Annotated in this window: 14 protein-coding genes; 6 read left to right on the top strand and 8 right to left on the bottom strand. The window is 33.1% G+C overall.

Annotated features, from left to right (window positions below):
• The first annotated feature begins 190 nt into the window (after positions 1 to 190).
• Together VGE71_RS09955 and VGE71_RS09950 are read left to right on the top strand one after the other, a co-directional pair.
• Positions 191 to 1,624, top strand: coding sequence for a peptidylprolyl isomerase (locus VGE71_RS09955; protein ID WP_331138196.1), 1,434 nt, complete (start codon positions 191 to 193; stop codon positions 1,622 to 1,624).
• Positions 1,625 to 1,701: 77 nt separating this feature from the next.
• Complete coding sequence (locus tag VGE71_RS09950; protein WP_331138195.1) at positions 1,702 to 2,655, top strand: MoxR family ATPase; 954 nt, start codon at positions 1,702 to 1,704, stop codon at positions 2,653 to 2,655.
• A gap of 50 nt (positions 2,656 to 2,705) precedes the next feature.
• Here the strand turns inward: VGE71_RS09950 and xrtN are convergent, their stop codons facing one another.
• Positions 2,706 to 3,947, bottom strand: coding sequence for an exosortase N (gene xrtN / locus VGE71_RS09945; protein WP_331138194.1), 1,242 nt, complete (start codon positions 3,945 to 3,947; stop codon positions 2,706 to 2,708).
• Entirely contained in the window at positions 3,944 to 6,445 is a 2,502-nt protein-coding gene (locus VGE71_RS09940) for an XrtN system VIT domain-containing protein (RefSeq protein ID WP_331138193.1), read from the bottom strand. The genes xrtN and VGE71_RS09940 overlap by 4 nt, the downstream gene beginning before the upstream one ends.
• 425 nt (positions 6,446 to 6,870) lie before the next feature.
• On the opposite strand from VGE71_RS09940, the gene VGE71_RS09935 reads away from it, so the two are divergent.
• From VGE71_RS09935 to VGE71_RS09925, 3 genes are all read left to right on the top strand, one after another.
• On the top strand, positions 6,871 to 9,642 hold the full coding sequence (locus VGE71_RS09935; RefSeq protein WP_331138192.1) for a bifunctional aconitate hydratase 2/2-methylisocitrate dehydratase: 2,772 nt from the start codon (positions 6,871 to 6,873) through the stop codon (positions 9,640 to 9,642).
• Between the two features lie 117 nt (positions 9,643 to 9,759).
• Positions 9,760 to 12,024 (top strand): aconitate hydratase, encoded by a 2,265-nt coding sequence (locus VGE71_RS09930; RefSeq protein ID WP_331138191.1) that lies wholly within the window; start codon positions 9,760 to 9,762, stop codon positions 12,022 to 12,024.
• 386 nt (positions 12,025 to 12,410) lie between these two features.
• Positions 12,411 to 13,556, top strand: coding sequence for an NlpC/P60 family protein (locus tag VGE71_RS09925; protein ID WP_331138190.1), 1,146 nt, complete (start codon positions 12,411 to 12,413; stop codon positions 13,554 to 13,556).
• Positions 13,557 to 13,562: 6 nt separating this feature from the next.
• Here the strand turns inward: VGE71_RS09925 and VGE71_RS09920 are convergent, their stop codons facing one another.
• The 3 genes from VGE71_RS09920 to VGE71_RS09910 all read right to left on the bottom strand — a co-directional run bounded on the left by VGE71_RS09920 (position 13,563) and on the right by VGE71_RS09910 (position 16,399).
• Positions 13,563 to 13,946, bottom strand: a complete 384-nt coding sequence (locus VGE71_RS09920) for a response regulator (RefSeq protein ID WP_331138189.1) — start codon at positions 13,944 to 13,946, stop codon at positions 13,563 to 13,565.
• The gene (locus VGE71_RS09915; RefSeq protein WP_331138188.1) at positions 13,936 to 15,246 is read right to left on the bottom strand and encodes a HAMP domain-containing sensor histidine kinase; all 1,311 of its coding nucleotides are present in this window, start codon (positions 15,244 to 15,246) and stop codon (positions 13,936 to 13,938) included. The genes VGE71_RS09920 and VGE71_RS09915 overlap by 11 nt, the downstream gene beginning before the upstream one ends.
• A 394-nt stretch (positions 15,247 to 15,640) precedes the next feature.
• Positions 15,641 to 16,399, bottom strand: coding sequence for a methyltransferase domain-containing protein (locus VGE71_RS09910; RefSeq protein WP_331138187.1), 759 nt, complete (start codon positions 16,397 to 16,399; stop codon positions 15,641 to 15,643).
• A gap of 329 nt (positions 16,400 to 16,728) precedes the next feature.
• On the opposite strand from VGE71_RS09910, the gene VGE71_RS09905 reads away from it, so the two are divergent.
• A complete protein-coding gene (locus VGE71_RS09905) occupies positions 16,729 to 18,138 on the top strand; it encodes an APC family permease (RefSeq protein ID WP_331138186.1) in 1,410 nt (469 codons plus the stop codon).
• A 185-nt stretch (positions 18,139 to 18,323) separates the two neighbouring features.
• On the opposite strand, the gene VGE71_RS09900 is transcribed toward VGE71_RS09905, so the two are convergent.
• The 3 genes from VGE71_RS09900 to VGE71_RS09890 all read right to left on the bottom strand — a co-directional run bounded on the left by VGE71_RS09900 (position 18,324) and on the right by VGE71_RS09890 (position 20,997).
• Positions 18,324 to 18,785 (bottom strand): DUF1810 domain-containing protein, encoded by a 462-nt coding sequence (locus VGE71_RS09900; protein ID WP_331138185.1) that lies wholly within the window; start codon positions 18,783 to 18,785, stop codon positions 18,324 to 18,326.
• Positions 18,786 to 18,943: 158 nt separating this feature from the next.
• Entirely contained in the window at positions 18,944 to 19,570 is a 627-nt protein-coding gene (locus VGE71_RS09895; RefSeq protein ID WP_331138184.1) for an alpha-ketoglutarate-dependent dioxygenase AlkB family protein, read from the bottom strand.
• Positions 19,571 to 19,614: 44 nt separating this feature from the next.
• The gene (locus VGE71_RS09890; protein WP_331138183.1) at positions 19,615 to 20,997 is read right to left on the bottom strand and encodes an exonuclease domain-containing protein; all 1,383 of its coding nucleotides are present in this window, start codon (positions 20,995 to 20,997) and stop codon (positions 19,615 to 19,617) included.
• Positions 20,998 to 21,049: the final 52 nt, after the last annotated feature.

The following is a 21,049-nucleotide window of genomic DNA, read 5'->3' as shown; positions in this document are numbered from 1 at the left end:
TCTTGAGAGCGATCTTCATATCCTATAATTTTTTGTTAATAGTATATCAGATAGTTGTATTATGTAATTGAATTGTTATTTTTGTTCGTTATAAGGTATAAAAGAACTATATTGATTATTTATGTTTGAAGGCATAAATAATGGTGAAGAATTATCTAAACAGGCTTACATTCAAATAAAATTTAAAATAATGTTATTAAAAAAATTACAGCTAAAAACAATTGATTACAGATTCGTACTAACAATTTGTTTTTTCCTTTTTTTGACTCCAATTATTAAGGCACAAGAAATAATTCCTGATGTTGTTGCTCAAAAACCTGTTGAAGCTCCTACTGGTGGGAAATTGAAAGTAGATGGGATTATTGCAACTGTAGGAGATTATATTGTTTTAGATTCTGATATTGATAAAGGATTTTTAGAAATTACGACACAAGGAGGATCTATAAAAGACATTACAAGATGTCAAATGCTTGGGAAACTTTTAGAAGATAAATTATATGCACACCAGGCAATTCAGGATAGTATTATTGTTAGTGATGCTGAAGTAAGAGGAATGATGGAAGAGCGTCTGAATTATATGACGCAGCAAGTTGGTGGAGATATCAGCAAAGTTGTTGAATATTATAAAAAGAATTCTGTAGAAGAATTTAAAACGTATTTTGCTGACATCTTAAAAGAGCAAAAACTTGCTACAGAAATGAGAGAGAAAATCATTAAAGATGTAGAAATTACTCCTGAAGAAGTTCGTAACTTCTTTAAGAAAATCCCTAAAGATGAATTACCAACTTTTGGAGCTGAAATGGAAGTAGCACAAATTGTTGTTGAACCTAAAATTTCTCCAGAAGACAAAAAGAAAGTTATCGACAGATTAAACGCTATAAGACAGGATGTGCTTGACGGGTCAAGTTTTGCTACAAAAGCGGTTCTGTATTCTCAAGATCCTGGATCTTCTCCAAATGGTGGTTATTATAAAATGACAAGAAAAACCCCATTCGTAAAAGAGTTCAAGGATGTGGCGTTCAGTTTGCAAGCAGGTGAAATTTCAGCACCATTTGAAACTACTTTTGGATTCCATATTATTATGGTTGAAAAAATTAAAGGGCAGGAAGTTGAGCTTCGTCACATTTTGATTGCACCTACAGTTTCTGAAGCTGCTTTAAAAGAAGCGAAAGAAAGAATTACTAATATCAGAAATAAAATAGTAGGTAATGAACTATCATTTGCAGATGCTGCAAGAACAGAATCTGATGAAAAAGAAACGAGAGCAAATGGTGGAACTTTAGTGAATCCTACAACTCAAGATACACGTTTTGAATTGACAAAAATGGATCCGACTTTGTATAGCCAGGTTTCTAATTTAAAAGGAAATGAGGTTTCTCAACCAATTTTAAATACAGACGATAAAGGTAAAAAGACTTATAAGCTTATTACAGTTACAAATCGTATTGAAGACCATACTGCTGATTATGCTAAAGATTATACAAAAATTAAAGAGTTAGCATTAAAAGAAAAACAAATTAACGCAATTGCAAAATGGTTTGATACTAAAATTAAAGATACTTACATCAAAATTATTGGAGAATACAAAGAATGTGATTTTGCAAATAATTGGTTGAAAAAATAATTTTTATTAAATAAATAAAAAGAGTTAGTTTTATGAATTCGTAGAACTAACTCTTTTTAATTTAAATATACTCATAAATGTCTGACGTAACAGCAATTCACAATTTAGTTCAAAAAAGAAACGAATTAAAAAAAGAAATAGCGAAAATCATTGTAGGGCAGGACGCCGTTGTAGATCAAATTTTGCTTTGTATTTTTTCTGGAGGACACGCACTTTTGATTGGTGTTCCTGGTTTGGCAAAAACATTAATGATTAACACTTTGTCTCAAGCGTTAGGTTTAGATTTTAAAAGAATTCAGTTTACACCAGATTTAATGCCATCTGATATTTTAGGAAGTGAAATTTTGGATGAAAATAGAAATTTCAAATTTATAAAAGGACCGATTTTCTCTAATATTATTTTAGCGGACGAGATTAACAGAACACCTCCTAAAACGCAAGCGGCTTTACTTGAAGCAATGCAGGAAAGATCGGTTACAATCGCAGGGCAGCATCATAAATTAGATTTACCATATTTTGTTCTGGCAACTCAAAATCCGATTGAACAGGAGGGAACATATCCTTTGCCAGAAGCTCAGTTAGACCGTTTTATGTTTGCCATAAAATTAGAGTATCCAACTTTCGAAGAAGAAGTCCAAGTTGTAAAGCGAACAACTTCTGATACAAAGACCGATATTAATCCGTTGTTTACGGCTCAGGAAATTATAGATTTCCAGCATTTAATCCGTAGAATTCCTGTGGCAGATAATGTAATTGAATATGCCGTTACTCTGGTTAGTAAAACACGTCCTGATAATGCACTTACCAATGATTTTGTGAAAAATTATTTGGATTGGGGCGCTGGACCAAGAGCTTCACAGAATTTAATTTTAGCAGCAAAAGCTCACGCTGCATTCAATGGTAAATTTTCGCCAGATATTGAAGATGTACAAGCAGTAGCAACTGGAATTTTGCGTCATAGAATTATTAAAAATTATAAAGCAGATGCTGAAGGAATAACAGAAGAAGTTATTATTAAAAAGCTAATGTAGAAAATATAGATTAAATGAAACAGCCCGATATTTTTCGGGCTGTTTTTGTTTTATAAAGGTGTTTTGAAAGTTTCATTAATTAAACGGACAGGTTTGTTGTGAATTAACTTTATCAATAAAACTTTGATAAGTGAAGTGTATTTCTTTCCATCACATTCGTACCACCAATAAGACAGATACTTTTTGTTGTTTTTCTCAATTTTAATTTGCCAGATTTCTTCGTTGTTTCTTTTCGTCTCTTTAGATTCGGTAATAGAATATCCGTCTCCTGTCCAGCATATCAATGGTTTGTGCGCTGGAGTTTTAATGTAAATAAGTTTTTCTGAAGTTGAAATTTTGAAAACTTCTTTATTAACCCAGTTTCCTTGTTGAACATTGTATTGTGGATTTAAATTTTCCAGCAAGTTGTCATTCGAGTCTGTTTTGATTTTTAAACTTGTGCAAAGTATTACTACAAAGGTTACTAGTATAGCTGAACCTAAAATCAGTTTTTTGTTTGCTTTTGGGAGCTCTTTTTGTTTCGGTTTGAAATAACGAATCAAAAATAGCATTGGAACAATTTGATAAACAACAAAACAAAACAGCCCAATACTATGATGCAGCATATTTTCTTTTGTACAATTGAATAAAATCAAAATTACAATTCTGAAATAATTAGAAACGATGTTCAGTGTTATTACAAGTAAACAAAATAGAATAATCTGCTTAATGCCAAAGTAATTTTGTTGTTTACGTTCTTCTAAAGTCAATAAGAAAGCACCAGTGAGTAATCCTGTTTTAAACATAGAAAGTCCCATGCATGCTGTGTCTACTGTGATTTTAGCACTATTTATATAAAAATTTACTCCCTCAATCTTGTCTATAGTGATTACATTTTTTAAAGTCAGAAAGACGGTGTAGCAGAGTGTTTGTTTTATTTCGGTTGTTAGAAAATTAAAAAATGTATTAAAGAGTGATGAAAATAATACAATACAGAAAAAGGCAATGAAAGAAAATTTTCCACTGAACTTATAATACAGAAAACAGGCAAATATGGCTAATGCCAAAAAATGCAATGATTTTGTATGAAGACGAAAACTTATAAACTCTAATATAAAAATTAGTCCCACCAAAGGATAATTTAGATTTAAGTTTGTTCTTCTTCCTCCAATGATAAATAAGGCGATTGAGAATAAGATTCCTATAAAATTACTATCAAGATTATTTTTAATAATGTCATAATTTATTAAAAATGCCACAATCGCACTAAGAATCATCAGAGGCTTTATGTATTGTAATAACAAATGTTTCATCGGTTGGTTTGTTTTTTGCTTTTTCTGTTGTAAAGCAGTACGGTCGTTAAGGCGATAAAAATAAGAGCCCATTCGTGTGGTTCTGGTACAGCGCCATCATTATTGATTGAGGCGTTTCTAAGAGTGTCTATGTTTTTCTCAATTCCATTATTTTTGTAATCTTCATCTGTTTCCAAAACTATTAATGATGAAATAGGTGTTACAATATTCGCGTCTTTGGCCAGATTTACATATTGGTTTGCAGTTAAAGAGTCGTTCTGAATTTTTACTTGTTCTTCTAAAACTTTTCCAAAAGCATACATTCTGTAAATATGATTTGGCCCATCACTTTTAAGAATACTGTCTTTTGCAGTTTCCTGAATAGAAATTGCTGCGGGCTCAATGTTTACTGAGTTTTCTTCAGTTTTATATACAGGAAATTGTTTCTGTTCTATCATTTTTAAACTATTCTTGAGCGAAGTCTGGTAGTAATCAATGTACTTCTGTTCTTTGATAGTTTGCCAAAACGGATTAATTTCTGCCGAAAGATTGATGACTTTTAAGTTTTGTTGTTTGGTGCCTGTTCTTATTTTATTTAAATAACCTGATTTATCTAACTCTTCAAAATTGGCCGAGAACGCGCTTGATTTAGTTATAATTAAACTGTTTTGGGTTATTTTATAAAGAGGTAATAAGGAATAATGCAAGTCTTTAAATTCTGAATGGATGGTTTTAAAATTATCAATATTAAGGGCTTTCTTCTCTTTGTCATTATATACGTAAATTGATTTTCCCGGTAAATTGACGAATGATTTTATTTCGTTTAAAGTCCATTTACTATTGAGATCTAAAATAATTTCTGAAGGCGTAAATGGAATAGTCGATTTTTGAATTTCTTTAACTTTGTAAACCTTGTCTTTCCATGCAAAAGAACTCGAATGAAGAGGCTTGCTTAAAGACATAACAGCTTCCCAATCCTCTAATCCTTTTGAATTATTTATGAAAGCGTTATTTTTAAATTCAAAATCTTTACTAGTTCTGACTTTAGTGTTATCTGTAATCTGAATTCGTGAAATTGTAGAAGCATTTGAGATATTAGGTCCTTTTATTGAGATGTTTCGGTATTTCATTTCGGTTTCACCTGCTTGTAAAGGAGTTGTAAAACCGCATTTGAAAATTCGAGGGTTTTCATAATTTACAGGAAAAACTCGAACAACAATTTTGTTGCCCTCTTTCCACTGCATCAAAGACGGATCGCGGCTTTCTACTCCAACAATTTGTTTATAGGCTTTTTGAGCTTTTTCTTTGGTAGTGAGGACACCTTTGCGTTCGATTCCGTTTACCCATAAAGAAAGCGAAGTTGCGACAGAACCTTCAGGAAGTTGAAAAGAATAAATGGCCTCTTTGTCTTGCCAAGATTCTTTTTTACAAGCAATATCCATAGTGATTTCGGTGTAAGCCAGTCTTGTAGCAGGATAAATTTTAACATCTTCTTTGATGCTTTTAGTAAACAAATCCTCGCCGCTCCATAATTGTTCTTCTGTTTCCAGTCTTTTATCAAAGTTTGATTTTAGTATATTAATTCGGTCGTCAAGACTTAAATTAAGATCGTTGCAAAATAAATAAGCAATAGTAATAAACGGATTGTGAATCTTTCTCTCGTTATACCTAGCACTTCCAAATGAATTAAAGCCTCTAAGACTAAAGAAATCATCATTGCTTTTGTAGACAATATCTTTTTTAAGCAAAATTTCATTAAAAAAATTAGGCTCCAGATGTTGTGAAATCTTAATGTAAGCAGGCAAATCGTCATTATAATCAAATGATTTTGAAATTTCGTTTTCGCTTATTCTTTTGCTTTCAATATTCAGCCGAATTGTAAAGGCAAATAAAGCAAATACGACACTTAAAATACCAGCAGTAAAAAAGGTAATGTATCGTATGTCGTTATTAAATAATCGTAAAAGTGTTGTCAAGTGAATTAAGGAGATTATTGCGGGAACTAATCCGTAAAATCCCAATCCTAACAGAAGTATTGTAACTAATGAAATTATACTAATTGGTATTAAGAATAAAGCATAATATAGAATTATTGAATAAGATAATCCATTGATGAATAATAAGGTTAATGGAATATTCCTTTCGTTTTGCCTGTTGTAAATAAAGAAATTTGAAATGCAAAAGGTCAAAGTGAGAATGTAAACCCAGATAGGGAGATCTTCAAAAATTGGAATTAAAACGTTTAACGAAAAGCATCCGATTAGCCAGTTTAAAAATAGAAAAGGAATTAGATGAGAATATCTTTCTCTTCTTCTTAAAAGAAAAAACGAAAGAATAATACCATAGATAAATTCAAAAATTAAATTTATTTGGCAGAATGGTTCTGCACTGCGTGAATTAAAAGCCGACAGAATCAGTACGGTACAAAGTAAAACCATGCAAAACAGGGTGATTACTAAACTGACCATGATACCTTCTTTTTGAGTGTATTCTTTAAATTGTTCTAATTTGTTTTTCATAGTGTTGTGTTTTTAAAAGAACTTTGAATTGCAAAGTTATAAGAAAAAATTAATTCAAGATACTTTCGTTGATTTTTTTTTAATGTAAGATTAAGGTTAAAAAAAGGTATTGATAAAAGTGCTGAATCAGTCTTTTGAAATCCTTACTATAACGTTATAATTGCTTATTTAGAACTGTTCTTTGTAGAAATAGAAGTAAAATCTCACTTACTTCATAACATTAAATTTCGACTTTGTTAAAGAAAAGATTTTAAAATATCAAAAAATCATTTTTTCAATTCAAAATTGATTTTTTGTTAAAAACAAGCATTGAAAATCGTTTTTTAACAATAATAATTTTTGAAAAGGCTAGTTCTATTATATTTTTTTTAATTCTCAGCTTTAATCTTTAAATTTGCGTACAAAAAAAATACTTCTACTTAATTATGAATACTTACAAAGATTACATTCAAGAAATTGAAGAAAGAAAAGGTCAGGGACTTCATCCAAAACCAATTGATGGAGCTGAATTAATAAGCGAAATCATTGCTCAAATTAAAGATTTAGGTAATGAATACAGAGAAGATTCTCTTAAGTTTTTTATTTATAACACTTTACCAGGTACTACAAGTGCAGCTGGTGAAAAAGCGAACTTCTTAAAAGAGATCATTCTTGGTCAATCTTTAGTAAAAGAAATCACTCCTGCTTTTGCTTTTGAATTATTGTCTCACATGAAAGGTGGGCCTTCAATTAAGGTTTTACTTGATTTGGCTTTAGGTAATGATACCGCTATTGCAAAAGAAGCAGCAAAAGTTCTTAAAACACAAGTTTTCCTTTACGAAGCAGATACAGATCGTTTAGTAGAGGCATTTAAAAATAATAATGAAATTGCCAAAGAAATTCTTGAAAGCTATGCAAAAGCTGAGTTTTTTACAAAACTTCCAGAAGTAGCAGACGAAATTAAAGTGGTGACTTTTATAGCTGGTGAAGGGGATATCTCTACAGATTTACTTTCTCCAGGTAATCAGGCGCACTCACGTTCTGACCGTGAACTTCACGGACAATGCATGATTACTCCTCAAGCACAACAAGAAATTAGAGCTTTACAAGCACAACATCCAGATAAAAGTGTGATGTTAATCGCTGAAAAAGGAACAATGGGTGTTGGTTCTTCAAGAATGTCAGGTGTAAACAATGTGGCTCTTTGGACAGGAAAACAAGCAAGTCCATATATTCCATTCGTAAATATTGCTCCAATCGTTGGAGGAACAAACGGAATTTCTCCAATTTTCCTAACAACTGTTGATGTTACTGGTGGTATCGGTTTAGACCTTAAAAACTGGGTTAAAAAAGTTGATGCAGACGGTAATGTTGTTCGTAACGAAAACGACGAGCCAATTTTAGAGCAAACATATTCTGTTGCTACAGGTACAGTTTTAACAATCAATATTAAAGAGAAAAAATTGTACAATGGTGATCAAGAATTAATTGATATTTCTAAGGCATTTACGCCTCAAAAAATGGAATTTATCAAAGCTGGTGGTTCGTATGCTATTGTATTTGGTAAAAAACTTCAAACATTAGCTGCTAAAGTTTTAGATGTTGAAGCACCTCTTGTATTTGCTCCATCAAAAGAAATTTCTCATGAAGGACAAGGTCTTACGGCTGTAGAAAAAATCTTCAATAAAAATGCTGTTGGTATCGCTCCAGGTAAAGTATTACACGCAGGTTCTGATGTTCGTGTTGAAGTAAACATCGTAGGTTCTCAAGATACGACTGGTCTTATGACTGCTCAGGAATTAGAATCTATGGCTGCAACAGTAATTTCGCCAATCGTTGATGGTGCTTACCAATCTGGATGTCATACTGCTTCTGTTTGGGATAAAAAAGCTCAAGCGAATATTCCAAAATTAATGAAATTTATGAATGATTTCGGTTTGATCACTGCTCGTGACCCGAAAGGAGTTTATCATTCAATGACAGACGTAATTCATAAAGTACTTAATGATATTACAATCGATGAGTGGGCTATCATTATCGGTGGTGACTCTCATACAAGAATGTCAAAAGGTGTTGCTTTTGGTGCTGACTCAGGAACTGTTGCTCTTGCATTGGCTACAGGTGAGGCTTCAATGCCAATTCCAGAGTCTGTAAAAGTGACTTTCAAAGGAGACATGAAAGGATATATGGATTTCCGTGATGTAGTTCACGCTACACAAGCGCAAATGCTTCACCAGTTTGGAGGAGAAAACGTATTCCAAGGAAGAATTATTGAGGTTCATATTGGAACACTTACTGCTGACCAGGCATTTACATTTACAGACTGGACTGCAGAAATGAAAGCAAAAGCTTCTATCTGTATTTCTGAAGATGATACTTTAATTGAATCATTGGAAATTGCTAAAGGCAGAATCCAAATCATGATTGATAAAGGTATGGATAACGATAAACACGTTCTTCAAGGATTGATCAACAAAGCAGATAAGAGAATTGCTGAAATTAAATCGGCAGAAAAACCTGCTTTAACTCCAGATGCAAATGCTAAATATTATGCAGAAGTTGTAGTTGATTTAGATCAGATTGCTGAACCAATGATTGCAGATCCAGACGTAAATAACGTTGACGTTTCTAAGAGATATACTCACGATACAATTAGACCTTTATCTTTCTACGGAGGAGAGAAAAAAGTAGACCTAGGATTTATCGGTTCTTGTATGGTTCACAAAGGAGATATGAAAATCCTTGCTCAAATGTTGAAAAATGTTGAAGCGCAAAAAGGTAAAGTTGAATTCAATGCACCTCTTGTTGTAGCTCCTCCAACATACAACATTGTTGATGAGTTAAAAGCTGAAGGAGACTGGGAAGTTTTACAAAGATACTCAGGATTTGAGTTTGATGATAATGCTCCAAAAGGTGCAGCACGTACAGAGTACGAAAACATGTTGTATTTAGAGCGTCCTGGATGTAATCTTTGTATGGGGAACCAAGAAAAAGCGGCAAAAGGAGATACTGTAATGGCAACTTCAACCCGTCTTTTCCAAGGAAGAGTTGTAGAAGACAAAGAAGGTAAAAAAGGAGAATCATTACTTTCTTCAACTCCAGTTGTTGTATTGTCTACAATCTTAGGTAGAACTCCTACTTTAGATGAATATACAACCGCAGTAGATGGTATCAACTTAACTAAGTTTGCGCCTTCAAACAAACAGTTGGTAATGTAATCAAGATTAATTATAAATCAAGAGCCCGAGTAGTAAAACTCGGGCTTTTTTTGTAATAATTACTCTATTTTTTGTAACTTGTGATGTTCAAAAAAGAATAATAAAAACAAAAAACATATGGCTTTTGATATCGAAATGATTAAAAAAGTGTACGAAAACATGCCTTCTCGTGTTGATAAAGCAAGAGAAATTGTTGGACGCCCACTTACTTTAACTGAGAAAATTTTGTACAATCACCTTTGGGATGGAAATCCAACCAAAGCGTTTGGAAGAGGAGTAGATTATGTTGATTTTGCACCAGACCGCGTTGCGTGTCAGGATGCGACTGCTCAAATGGCATTATTGCAATTTATGCACGCTGGTAAATCTAAAGTAGCTGTTCCAACAACAGTTCACTGTGATCACTTAATTCAGGCAAAAATAGATGCTGCAACCGATTTGGCTAGAGCAAAAACACAAAGTAATGAAGTTTTCGACTTCTTATCGTCTGTTTCTAATAAATATGGAATTGGTTTCTGGAAACCAGGAGCGGGAATTATTCACCAAGTAGTACTTGAAAATTATGCTTTCCCTGGCGGAATGATGATTGGTACCGATTCGCACACTGTAAATGCTGGTGGTTTAGGAATGGTAGCAATTGGTGTTGGTGGAGCAGATGCCGTGGACGTTATGTCTGGAATGGCTTGGGAGCTTAAATTTCCTAAATTAATTGGAGTTAAGTTAACGGGTAAATTATCAGGATGGACAGCTCCAAAAGATGTGATTCTTAAAGTAGCCGGAATTTTGACTGTAAAAGGTGGAACCGGAGCTATTGTAGAATATTTTGGTGAAGGTGCAACAGCTATGTCTTGTACAGGTAAAGGAACAATTTGTAATATGGGAGCTGAAATTGGAGCTACAACTTCAACTTTTGGTTACGATGCATCAATGGGACGTTACCTTCGTTCTACAAACCGTGCAGATGTTGCCGATGCAGCAGATAAGATTGCTCCTTATTTAACAGGAGATCCAGAAGTATACGCTAATCCAGAGCAATATTTTGATCAGGTTATAGAAATTAACTTGTCTGAATTAGAACCACATTTAAACGGACCGTTTACACCAGATTTGGCTACACCAATTTCTAAAATGAAAGAGGAAGCAATCAAAAATAACTGGCCATTACAAATTCAGGTTGGTTTGATTGGTTCTTGTACAAACTCTTCGTATGAAGATATTTCACGTGCAGCTTCTTTGGCAAGACAAGTAGCAGCAAAAAACTTAAAAACAAAAGCAGAGTTTACTATTACTCCAGGTTCTGAAGTTGTTCGTTCAACAATAGAAAGAGATGGATTTATTGATACTTTCCATAAAATTGGAGCAACCGTTTTTGCTAATGCCTGCGGACCATGTATTGGTATGTGGGATAGAGAAGGAGCTGAAAAAGAAGAAAGAAATACAATTGTTCACTCTTTCAATCGTAACTTCTCGAAACGTGCAGATGGTAATCCTAATACATTAGCTTTTGTTGGGTCTCCAGAATTGGTGACTGCAATGGCGATTGCTGGTGATTTGGGCTTTAATCCGTTAACTGACAAGTTGATTAACGAAGATGGAGAAGAAGTAATGCTGGATGCTCCAACAGGAGACGAACTCCCAGCTAAAGGATTTTATGCTGAAGATCCAGGATTTCAGGCTCCGGCCGAAGATGGTTCTGGAGTTACAGTTGTAGTCAATCCAACTTCTGAACGTTTGCAGTTATTGGCTCCTTTTGATGCTTGGGATGGTAAAAATATCACAGGTGCCAAATTATTAATCAAAGCATTTGGAAAATGTACAACTGACCATATTTCTATGGCCGGACCTTGGTTACGTTTCCGTGGGCATTTAGATAACATTTCCAATAATATGTTGATTGGAGCTGTGAATGCATATAATCAAAAAACAAATTCGGTTAAAAACCAATTGACAGGACAATATGATGCGGTTCCTGCTGTTGCTCGTGCTTACAAAGCTGCTGGAGTTCCATCAATTGTAGTTGGAGATCACAACTATGGAGAAGGTTCTTCTCGCGAGCATGCTGCGATGGAGCCTCGTTTCTTAGGTGTCAAAGCGGTATTGGTAAAATCGTTTGCTCGTATTCACGAAACTAACCTTAAAAAACAAGGCCTTTTAGGATTGACATTTGCAAATGAAGCAGATTACGATAAGATTGAGGAAGATGATACTATTAACTTCTTAGATTTAACAGAATTTGCTCCAGGTAAACCGTTGACATTAGAATTTGTTCACGCAAATGGTACAAAAGATATTATTTTGGCAAACCATACTTATAATGAAGGACAAATTGGCTGGTTTATTGCTGGTTCAGCTTTAAACTTAATTGCTGCCGGAAAAGCTTAATCCGTTGATATAATTTAAAAAAGACGCTCTGTGAAAACAGGGCGTTTTTTTATTAGGAGCTAATCCAGCTCTTCGCTATATCTTTTGTTTTTTAAAGAAAAAACAAAAGGATGCCGCTTCGATCTGGGCTAGGAGATTCATTTTTTCAGGTTAAAATGATGTTTTTTAGTATAAAATGTAAAGTGTTGAAATTCAAATACGAAGCTTTTTCTGATGTTAATTAAGGTTTAAATTTGGTCTCTAGATAAAAATTAGTTGTTAAAAAGCGTGTGTTTTTTACTTTAAAAAGTTAAATTCGCAATGCACGTAATAAAAATGATTTTTTTGAGTTTAAAAAATAACGTTTTGAGCTCATTAAATAATAATAAAGATGTAATTCAAAAAATATGGTCTATAGGTTAATAATAGTTTTGTTTTTTTTCGGTTTTGGAGCTTTTGCACAAGATAATTTCATTAAGCACAAAATTTCGCAAGGAGAAAACCTTTCTGTTATAGCCAAAAAATATGGAGTGAAAGTAAAGGAAATTGCCGATGCAAATCCAAACGCTCCTAAAATTCTTAAACTGAACTCTGTTCTGTTAATTCCTAACAAAAATAAAAGCACAACAAAAGCTAAAACTAAAACAGTTGAAGCGGTTGTAAATAATACTTCGGGTTCGCATGAAGTACTTTCTAAAGAAACACTTTGGGGAATTTCTAAAAAATATAATGTCAGTGTCGATCAGTTGAAACAAGCCAATCCGCTTTTAGAAACTGAAGGGCTGAAAGTTGGACAACAAATCGTTATTCCTTCAAATAATGTTGCTTCAAACGATAAACCTGTAATACAAGAAATTGCTTCTCCGGAAGTTGAGCTCATTAGAGAAGTCAAAACCAAAGAAACTAAATATGGAATTTCTAAAGAATACGGAATTTCAGTTGCAGAATTAGAGCGTCAGAATCCTTTGGTAAAAAGAAAAATGCCAGTTGGATATGTTCTTAAAATTCGCTTACCAAAAGAAAAAGCCGATGCGATTCAAGCATCAAAAATACTTCCTGAATCTAATGAAAATGTAGTTTCTTCTTCAACTCAAATTGCCGAAAGTACAGCTATTCCAGAAATAAAAAGAGATTCTACCTATATCAAAGTACCAACAGGAAGTCATTCAGAATTAATTGATCAGCTTATTGCAAATGCTACCGAAAATATAGGAACACGTTATCGTTCTGGTGGTACCACAAAAGCAGGTTTTGACTGTTCAGGATTAATGTTTTGCACTTTTGGCAATTTTGATATTAAACTGCCAAGAAGTTCAATAGAACAATCTCGAATAGGAACCAAAGTAGCTTCAGACGAAGCTCAAAAAGGAGATTTAATTTTCTTTAAAACCAACGGACGACGCCACATAAACCATGTTGGGATGGTTGTTGAGAATATCGATGGCGAAATTAAATTTGTACATTCATCAACACACGGAGGGGTAATCATTTCCTCTACAAAAGAACCTTATTATACTAGGTCATTTTCTCAGGTAAATCGTGTTTTAGAATAATCTTTTTTAAACAAAAGTCTTTTGCAATAATTCCAATCTGAAAGGTTTATTCCAAAAAGCAGAAACGTATTTGTTTTCTTTCACTTTGTTGATTTCATCGGTATCCAAAGTAGACGAAAGTACGAAGATTTCAATTTTATCTTTTACATCTTCGGCAAGTCTTTCAAATTCATCTAAAAATTGAAATCCGTTCATAATAGGCATTTGAATGTCTAAAATTATAATCAGTGGTTGGTTGTTTTGATGTTTGAGAAGCCACTCTAATCCTTCTTTTCCATTATTAGCAATGTATAACGGATTAACATCTAATCCTTTTTTAAGTAATTTTTTTGTGACAAACTGATCAATTAAGTTGTCTTCTATGATAATAAATTGAGATCTAAACGGCATGTGGGTTAGGTATAGTTACTATAAATTTACTTCCAATACTACTTTCTGAAAAAACAGAAATATCACCTTTGATATTTTCAACGGCTTCTTTTACGATATATAATCCTAATCCGGAACCTTTGTTTTTGTTGGTTCCGAAATACATATCAAAAATATTTTCTTTGTGTTCGTCGTGAATTCCAATTCCGTTATCCTCGACTTCAATTTTGTTCAAACCTTCGCTAAAATAAGTTTTGATTGTAATGAACATTTCTTGTTTACTGCAATCGGCATATTTTATAGCGTTTGAAATTAGATTGTTGATAATGATTTTTAGACGAAGACTATCGCTCTCAATTTGATCTATCTGAATTTCCTGAGTGAATTTTATTCTATTGGCATTTTCAATATGCATTAATTGTAAAATAGCTTCATTAAATAATTCTTTTAAACTGACAGGTTCCATGATTACCTCTTTTCTTTTGTTTTTAGAATAATCAATAATGTCGCTAATAAATTGATCCTGACGAGCCAGACTTTGATGCATCATCTGCAGATAATTACGAACCTGATTGACGTCGTCTTCCAAAGCTGTAATTTCGATTAGGCCTTTTAATGAAGTGATTGGGGATCTAAGATCGTGAGACGCACTGTAAACAAATCGGTCTAATTCGCGGTTTACAATAACCAGATTTTCGTTTTTAACTTCGATTTCCTTTTTAGAAATCAGAAGTCTTTTAACCATAATCGAATAGTAAAGACACACACTGCAGATTATGATCAGGATGAAAAAAATATTTGTAAAAATGAGCAAATCTTTTATTTTGCGGGTTCCTTCTCCTAAGATGTTAGAAAAATTACGTTGATTAATTGTTAGTTGATCACTTATTGTGCTTATTTCTTTTAGATAACGTTTTTGATCTTCGAGAGTTAGAAGTTTGTGGTTAATTTTGGCATTAATTTCTTGGCCAATAACAAATAATTGAAAAATGAGTTTGTCGCCTTTTCCCCATTCTTCTATGGCTTTTGATAAATAAGAAACTTGTTTGAAATTGTCAAATAACCAAATAATATCATCTAAATCTTCTTCGTGATTTCGACCAATTAATAATCCTTTTCGAGCGATTTTATTGTCTCCTGCTTTTAAAAGTGTAATTCTTGCAGTGCCATCTCCTTGTGGTATTTTTAATTCTTCCAAATACAATTTCCATTGATTTGGATTTTTGGTATAGAGATAAGTTATAAGATGTCGGGAAGCGTCTTTTTGTCCCTTAGAGTAATGTGATTCGCCAGTGACATAAGCTCTGCTTGCAGATAGCATTTTAATGGTGAAAAAATTAATACAGATAAGTAATGCGCAAGAGATGAAAACAATTAAAATAAGGATAAAGACATTGGGAAAACGAAAGTTTTTTAAAGCTTGTAACTTAGACATAAACTTATAATTAGTAGGTTAATAATAAAGGTGTCTTTCTTTGTTTTTTTCTAATCTTAAAACAATCTTATGGGGTAAGATGATTTTAATATTAAATTAAACATTTGTTAAAATTATCGGCGTTTAAAAAATAGATTTGGAATGATTTACTCAAATATAGTGAAATTTATCTTATAAGTTTTACAAAAAAATGACTTTCAAGCAAAATTTTTTATAATTTGTTGGTTTTTGTTTAAGTTGTTAAAAGGTAGTTGTTTAGGTGTTTTCTTCGTGTAGAAAACTAAAATTTAGCATAAAGAATTAATCTTCTGAATGCATAAATAGATGGAACGTTTGGGAAATAAGTATTTATTCTTTTTTTAAATTCTGTACTTAATTCTTGAAATTGATTTTCATTCAATCGCTCTTGATAAACCGTCAATGCCGATCCAGAAATGAAATCGAAAAAATCATCTTGTTTAGTCGAAATTATAGGATAGACTTTTTCATAAATAACAAGATCTGTTCCTCCGTTTTCAAAGAAAATTTTAGCGTATTTATCTAATGTTAAAACAGGTGAAGGTCTTGTCCAGTTGTTTAAGTAAGAAGCAAAAGGTTCTTCTTGTACAAGATTAAAAAGTATTTTATTGAGAATATTTTCGTTTTGCTGTGGCATTTGTACAGCCAATTGTCCGCCTGTATTTAAGTGCGAAATAATTCTTGGAAAAAGTTCTTCGTGATTGTCAATCCATTGTAAGGCGGCATTTGAAAAAATTAAGTCCCATTTGTTTTCTTCCTCTAGTTCTTCTAAAATAGTTTTTTCTTTAAAATGAAGATTTTCTCTTGCAGGAGCTTTTGTCAGCATTTCGGCAGAATTATCTACACCAAGAACATTGGGTTCGGTTAATCTTTCGGCTAGTTTTTGGGTCAGTTCTCCAGTACCACAGCCTAAGTCGATAACTTTTAGATTGGGTTTGTCAACAATATGACTAAAGAGATCTTCAAATGGTCTAAAACGTACTTCTTTAAATTCGTTGTATTTTTTTGGATCCCAAGTCATAAATGAATGTTTTTATTTAAAGGTAAAAAAAATCTTTAAGCTTTAAAAATTAAAAGGATCGATTGGTTTAACATAATATTTTTTTGTGGGGAATCCTAAAAAAGTACTTATGAAAACGAATTTGCGTAAGGGATAGAGGCGGTATCCTTTTATGGAGAGAAGCGGAATAAAAGATATAGCCGATAGCCCGACCCGAAGGGATACGCCCAAATTATTTTTAGAACTTAGATTTCATTCAAATTAATAAATAATGACAAGATTGGAATTTGGAATTTTTAGATTTGGGATTTAAAAAAAGTATATCTTTAACCAACACTAAACCAATAAAAATGCAAGAAAACGACCAAGAACATTTTAAAAGAGAACTCGGACTCTTAGACGGAACCATGCTTGTGGTTGGCTCTATGATAGGATCTGGGATATTTATTGTAAGCGCTGATATTGCTCGGCAAGTGGGCTCGGCAGGATGGCTGACTCTCATTTGGCTAATCTCGGGATTAATTACAATTATCGCCGCAGTAAGTTATGGCGAATTAAGCGCGATGTTTCCAAAAGCTGGCGGACAGTATGTGTATTTAAAAGAAGCGTACAACAAATTGATTGCTTTTTTGTATGGTTGGAGTTTTTTTGCTGTAATCCAAACCGGTACAATTGCTGCTGTGGGAGTAGCTTTTTCAAAATTTGCAGCTTATTTGTATGAACCTTTAAGTGACGAGAATATATTGTATGAATTGGGTTCGTTTAAGCTCAATGCAGCACAATTGGTTTCTATTTTTACAATCGTTTTGTTGAGTTATATTAATAGCCGAGGAGTAAAAAATGGTAAAATTCTCCAAACGGTTTTAACCATTATCAAAATTTTGTCATTGGTTGGATTAATTGTTTTTGGATTAACGCTTGCCGCTAAAGCTTCTGTTTGGGATGCAAATTGGGCTGACGGATGGAACACACGAGCATTTGATAAAGAAAGCGGCTCATGGCTACCAATTGGCGGAACGGCTTTGATTTCTGGAATTTCTGCTGCAATGGTAGGATCTTTATTTTCTAGTGATGCCTGGAATGGAGTGACTTTTATTGCTGGAGAAATTAAAAACCCACAACGTAATGTTGGCCTGAGTTTGTTTCTCGGAACTTTTATTGTTACGATTATTTATGTTTTAACGAATATTATGTATCTAGCTGTAGTTCCTCTTGATGAGATTGCAACAGCAAAATTTGATCGTGTTGCAGTTGTCGCTTCAGACTATATTTTTGGAAATGTTGGAGCGCTGATTATCGCAATCATGATTATGATTTCAACTTTTGCCTGTAACAATGGTTTAATTATGGCTGGTGCAAGAGTATATTATACGATGGCAAAAGACGGTTTGTTTTTTAAAAAAGCAGCCGTTCTCAACCGATCAAGTGTACCAGCATGGGCATTATGGGCACAGTGTATTTGGGCTTCGGCTTTATGTCTTACCGGAAAATATGGCGATTTATTGGACTTTGTAATTATCATTGTATTGATTTTTTACATCCTGACAATCTATGGAATTTTCATTTTAAGAAAAAAGATGCCAGATGCAGAAAGACCGTATAAAGCATTTGGATATCCATTTTTGCCAATGTTGTATATCATTATAGCGGCTGCAATTTGTGTTTCGTTATTAATTACAAAATTTTCAACCTGTGGATGGGGAGTTTTGATTATGTTGACAGGAATTCCTGTTTACTATTTAACCAAACCAAAAGAATAGATTTTTATTTCGAATAAAAACTTATATAGGTAAAAAAGCGTTTTTGAAATACTCAAAGCGCTTTTTTCAATATACTTATAACTGTAATAAATTTTAGATACAGAGTATAGGAATCTTTATTCTAAAAAAAAAGACATTGCTTTGAGAACAATGTCTTTAAAATTTAAAAATCGATGAGTTACTGTTTATACTTCAGCAGGCTCAATAGATGATTTTATAGTTGAATTAATAATTGATATAGTCAAAGGATCTAATTCTCCAGAGAAAAATGCCTCCAAAACTTCTTGAAAGATTGGATTTGTATTTTCTGTTAATGAGAACAAAGTCATACAAGAACGTAATTTTCGAGCATCTAAATCTCCAAAAATTCCGTCAGCAGATTTCATTTTAAAACTTAATAACAATTCTGAGATTTCAATTAAATGTTTTCCTAAAATTGGATGTTCCAAATAATCTGTTGCTTCTTTTAAGTCGTTAATGGCATAAAGATTTGCAGTGTCACTTTTTCCTAAGCCTTTTATTTGAGGAAAAATAAACCACATCCAATGTGTTTCTTTTTTCCCTTTTCCGATTTCAGAAAGAGCAGTAAGATAAAGTTTGTTTTGCGCATCTAAGAAACGCGCTAAATCATTGTTTGAATAAGCCATTACGGTGTATATTTAAAAAAGGTTGCAAAAATAGTAAAAAAGATAGGTTTTGCCTAATAAAACGTTCATACAGTGCATGTTTTAACTTTTTAAAGAAGGAATATCTTACTTCTATTTGAATGAAAAATGCACTTTTTACGGATTCAATTCTATAAAAATCAAAGATTTCGATTGGTTCTCCTAAAGGTAAGATTGATCCTCGGTAAAACATCGCGAGCCGTTTTCGGAACTTGATGTTGCCAAAAACTATTTGTTGTTCCGGCCATTAATAAAAACGATCCATGATGCAGCGGAATCTCAATTGGCGGAATTTCTTTCCTGAATTTATGACGAAGTTTAAACATTCGTGTCTCTCCAAAAGTAACCGAAGCAATAATAGGATTTGGGCCTGTATTGTGTTCCTTGTCACTATGCCAGCCTACACCGTCATTTCCGTTTCTATATAAATTAAGCAGAACGGCATTAAAATCAAGTTGTGTTTCTTTTTCGACACGGCCTCTTATTTTTAACAATTCATAAGTCCAATCTGGGCCTTTTGGATCTGCGCCAACATTATCTTTGTCTTCATACCAGGCAATCATTCTGGGAACCGTATAGGTTTTATCGTAAACTTCCATTTCATGCTCTCTCCATTTGGTTTTGCGAAGTATTCTTTCATAAAAACTATCAGACTCTTCTTTAGAAAAAAAGTTATCGATTAATATCAATTCAGAATCTGGGATGTCAAATATTTTTTTTCCTCCCAAACCTGTTGTAAATAATTCGGTATCGCTAAATAGTGTCATAATTCAGATTTTGGTTTTACAGCTCTATTTTGTTTGTATTCGGTTTAGGAAATAAAAAGTTGTTTGTTAAAGAACACTTTACCCGGATGTTTTTCGGCATAAGTAAAAATTAATTGTTCAATATATTGATTGCTTTTATAAGGCGTAACGTAACTTTTAACTTCTTCGGCATCATTAATAGCAACATCTCTTGGAATATAGCCCATTCCATGAAAATGACCATTTTCAATCCAGATGCAACTTCTCTCGTCTGATGATCTTCCCTTGTCTATAATGGCGAAACTCGGTCTGTTGTTTAATAAATAGTTAATTGCATTATCAACTTGTTCATTATGAAGAAAAGGATCTGGAAGTTCTTTAATCTCATTAGTATAGAAAAATTCACCTTCCTCTGGTCTTGAATATTTACAAAAACGATGGTCGATTTCAAATTGTTCAGCAAGATTTCGTAATAAATGAATTCCGGTATGTTGGTTGTTGAATTCATGAATACAAGTCTGAAATTTGCTCATTTTTCCGATTGCCAGATACTTGTAGCCATTTCGGGCTTCGTATTGATAAATGCCAAATTTGGCTTCAAAACGTTTTAAAGCTCTGTTATAAGTCGGCCAGAGTTTCTTGATTTCAGTACATTCTAAAAGAAGCGCCATAAGTTCTGTAGCGCATACTTCAAAAGAAATTCCATGAATGTCTCTTAAAAAATGCTGTCTTTGCGGATTGATATTGTTTCCTGTAAAATGCGAAGTAACACGTTTTTTTAGATTGACCGCTTTTCCAACATAAATAACTTTTTTCTGTTGATTATAAAAATAATAGATTCCAGGTTTAGCTGGTAGATTATTAAAATCGTCTGCTGGAAGATTTGGAGGCAAACGTTGATCTTCTGCTGTTTTCTTAATCATTTTGTTGATTTCTCCAGCATCATCCCATTCTAATAAAAGAGAAAAAAGTAAAGCAGTAGCATCTGCATCTCCGCCTGCACGGTGTCTGTTTTCTAATGAAATGTTTAAAGAATTACACAGATTTCCTAAACTATAAGAACCTAATCCGGGTTTTATTTTTCTTGCCGCACGAACTGTACAGAGTTTTCTGGCTGACCATTTAAAACCCGCTTGTTCTAGTTGATGATGAATAAATGAATAATCAAAATTAACATTATGAGCTACGAAAACACGATCAGTCAGCATTTCCAGCACTTTTTCTGATATATCATCAAAAATTGGCGCATTGGCTACCATTTCGTTATTAATTCCTGTCAATCCAAAAATAGAAGGAGGGATGTCCTGTTCAGGATTTACAAGTGTTTCGTAACGATCCAACACATTTGTACCGTCATGAATAATAATGGCAATTTCTGTAATACGGCTTCCACTGGCATTACCACCTGTGGTTTCAATATCGACTATGGCATATTCTTGCTTCTTCATTTGTATATAACGTAAAATGTTCTATTTCTGTTATTTATTGTTTTAAATACAT

The sequence above is a fragment of the Flavobacterium sp. genome (assembly GCF_036405015.1).
Classification (GTDB): domain Bacteria; phylum Bacteroidota; class Bacteroidia; order Flavobacteriales; family Flavobacteriaceae; genus Flavobacterium.
Note: the sequence above shows the minus strand (reverse complement) of the source record. Positions and strands in the feature narration are given on the sequence as shown.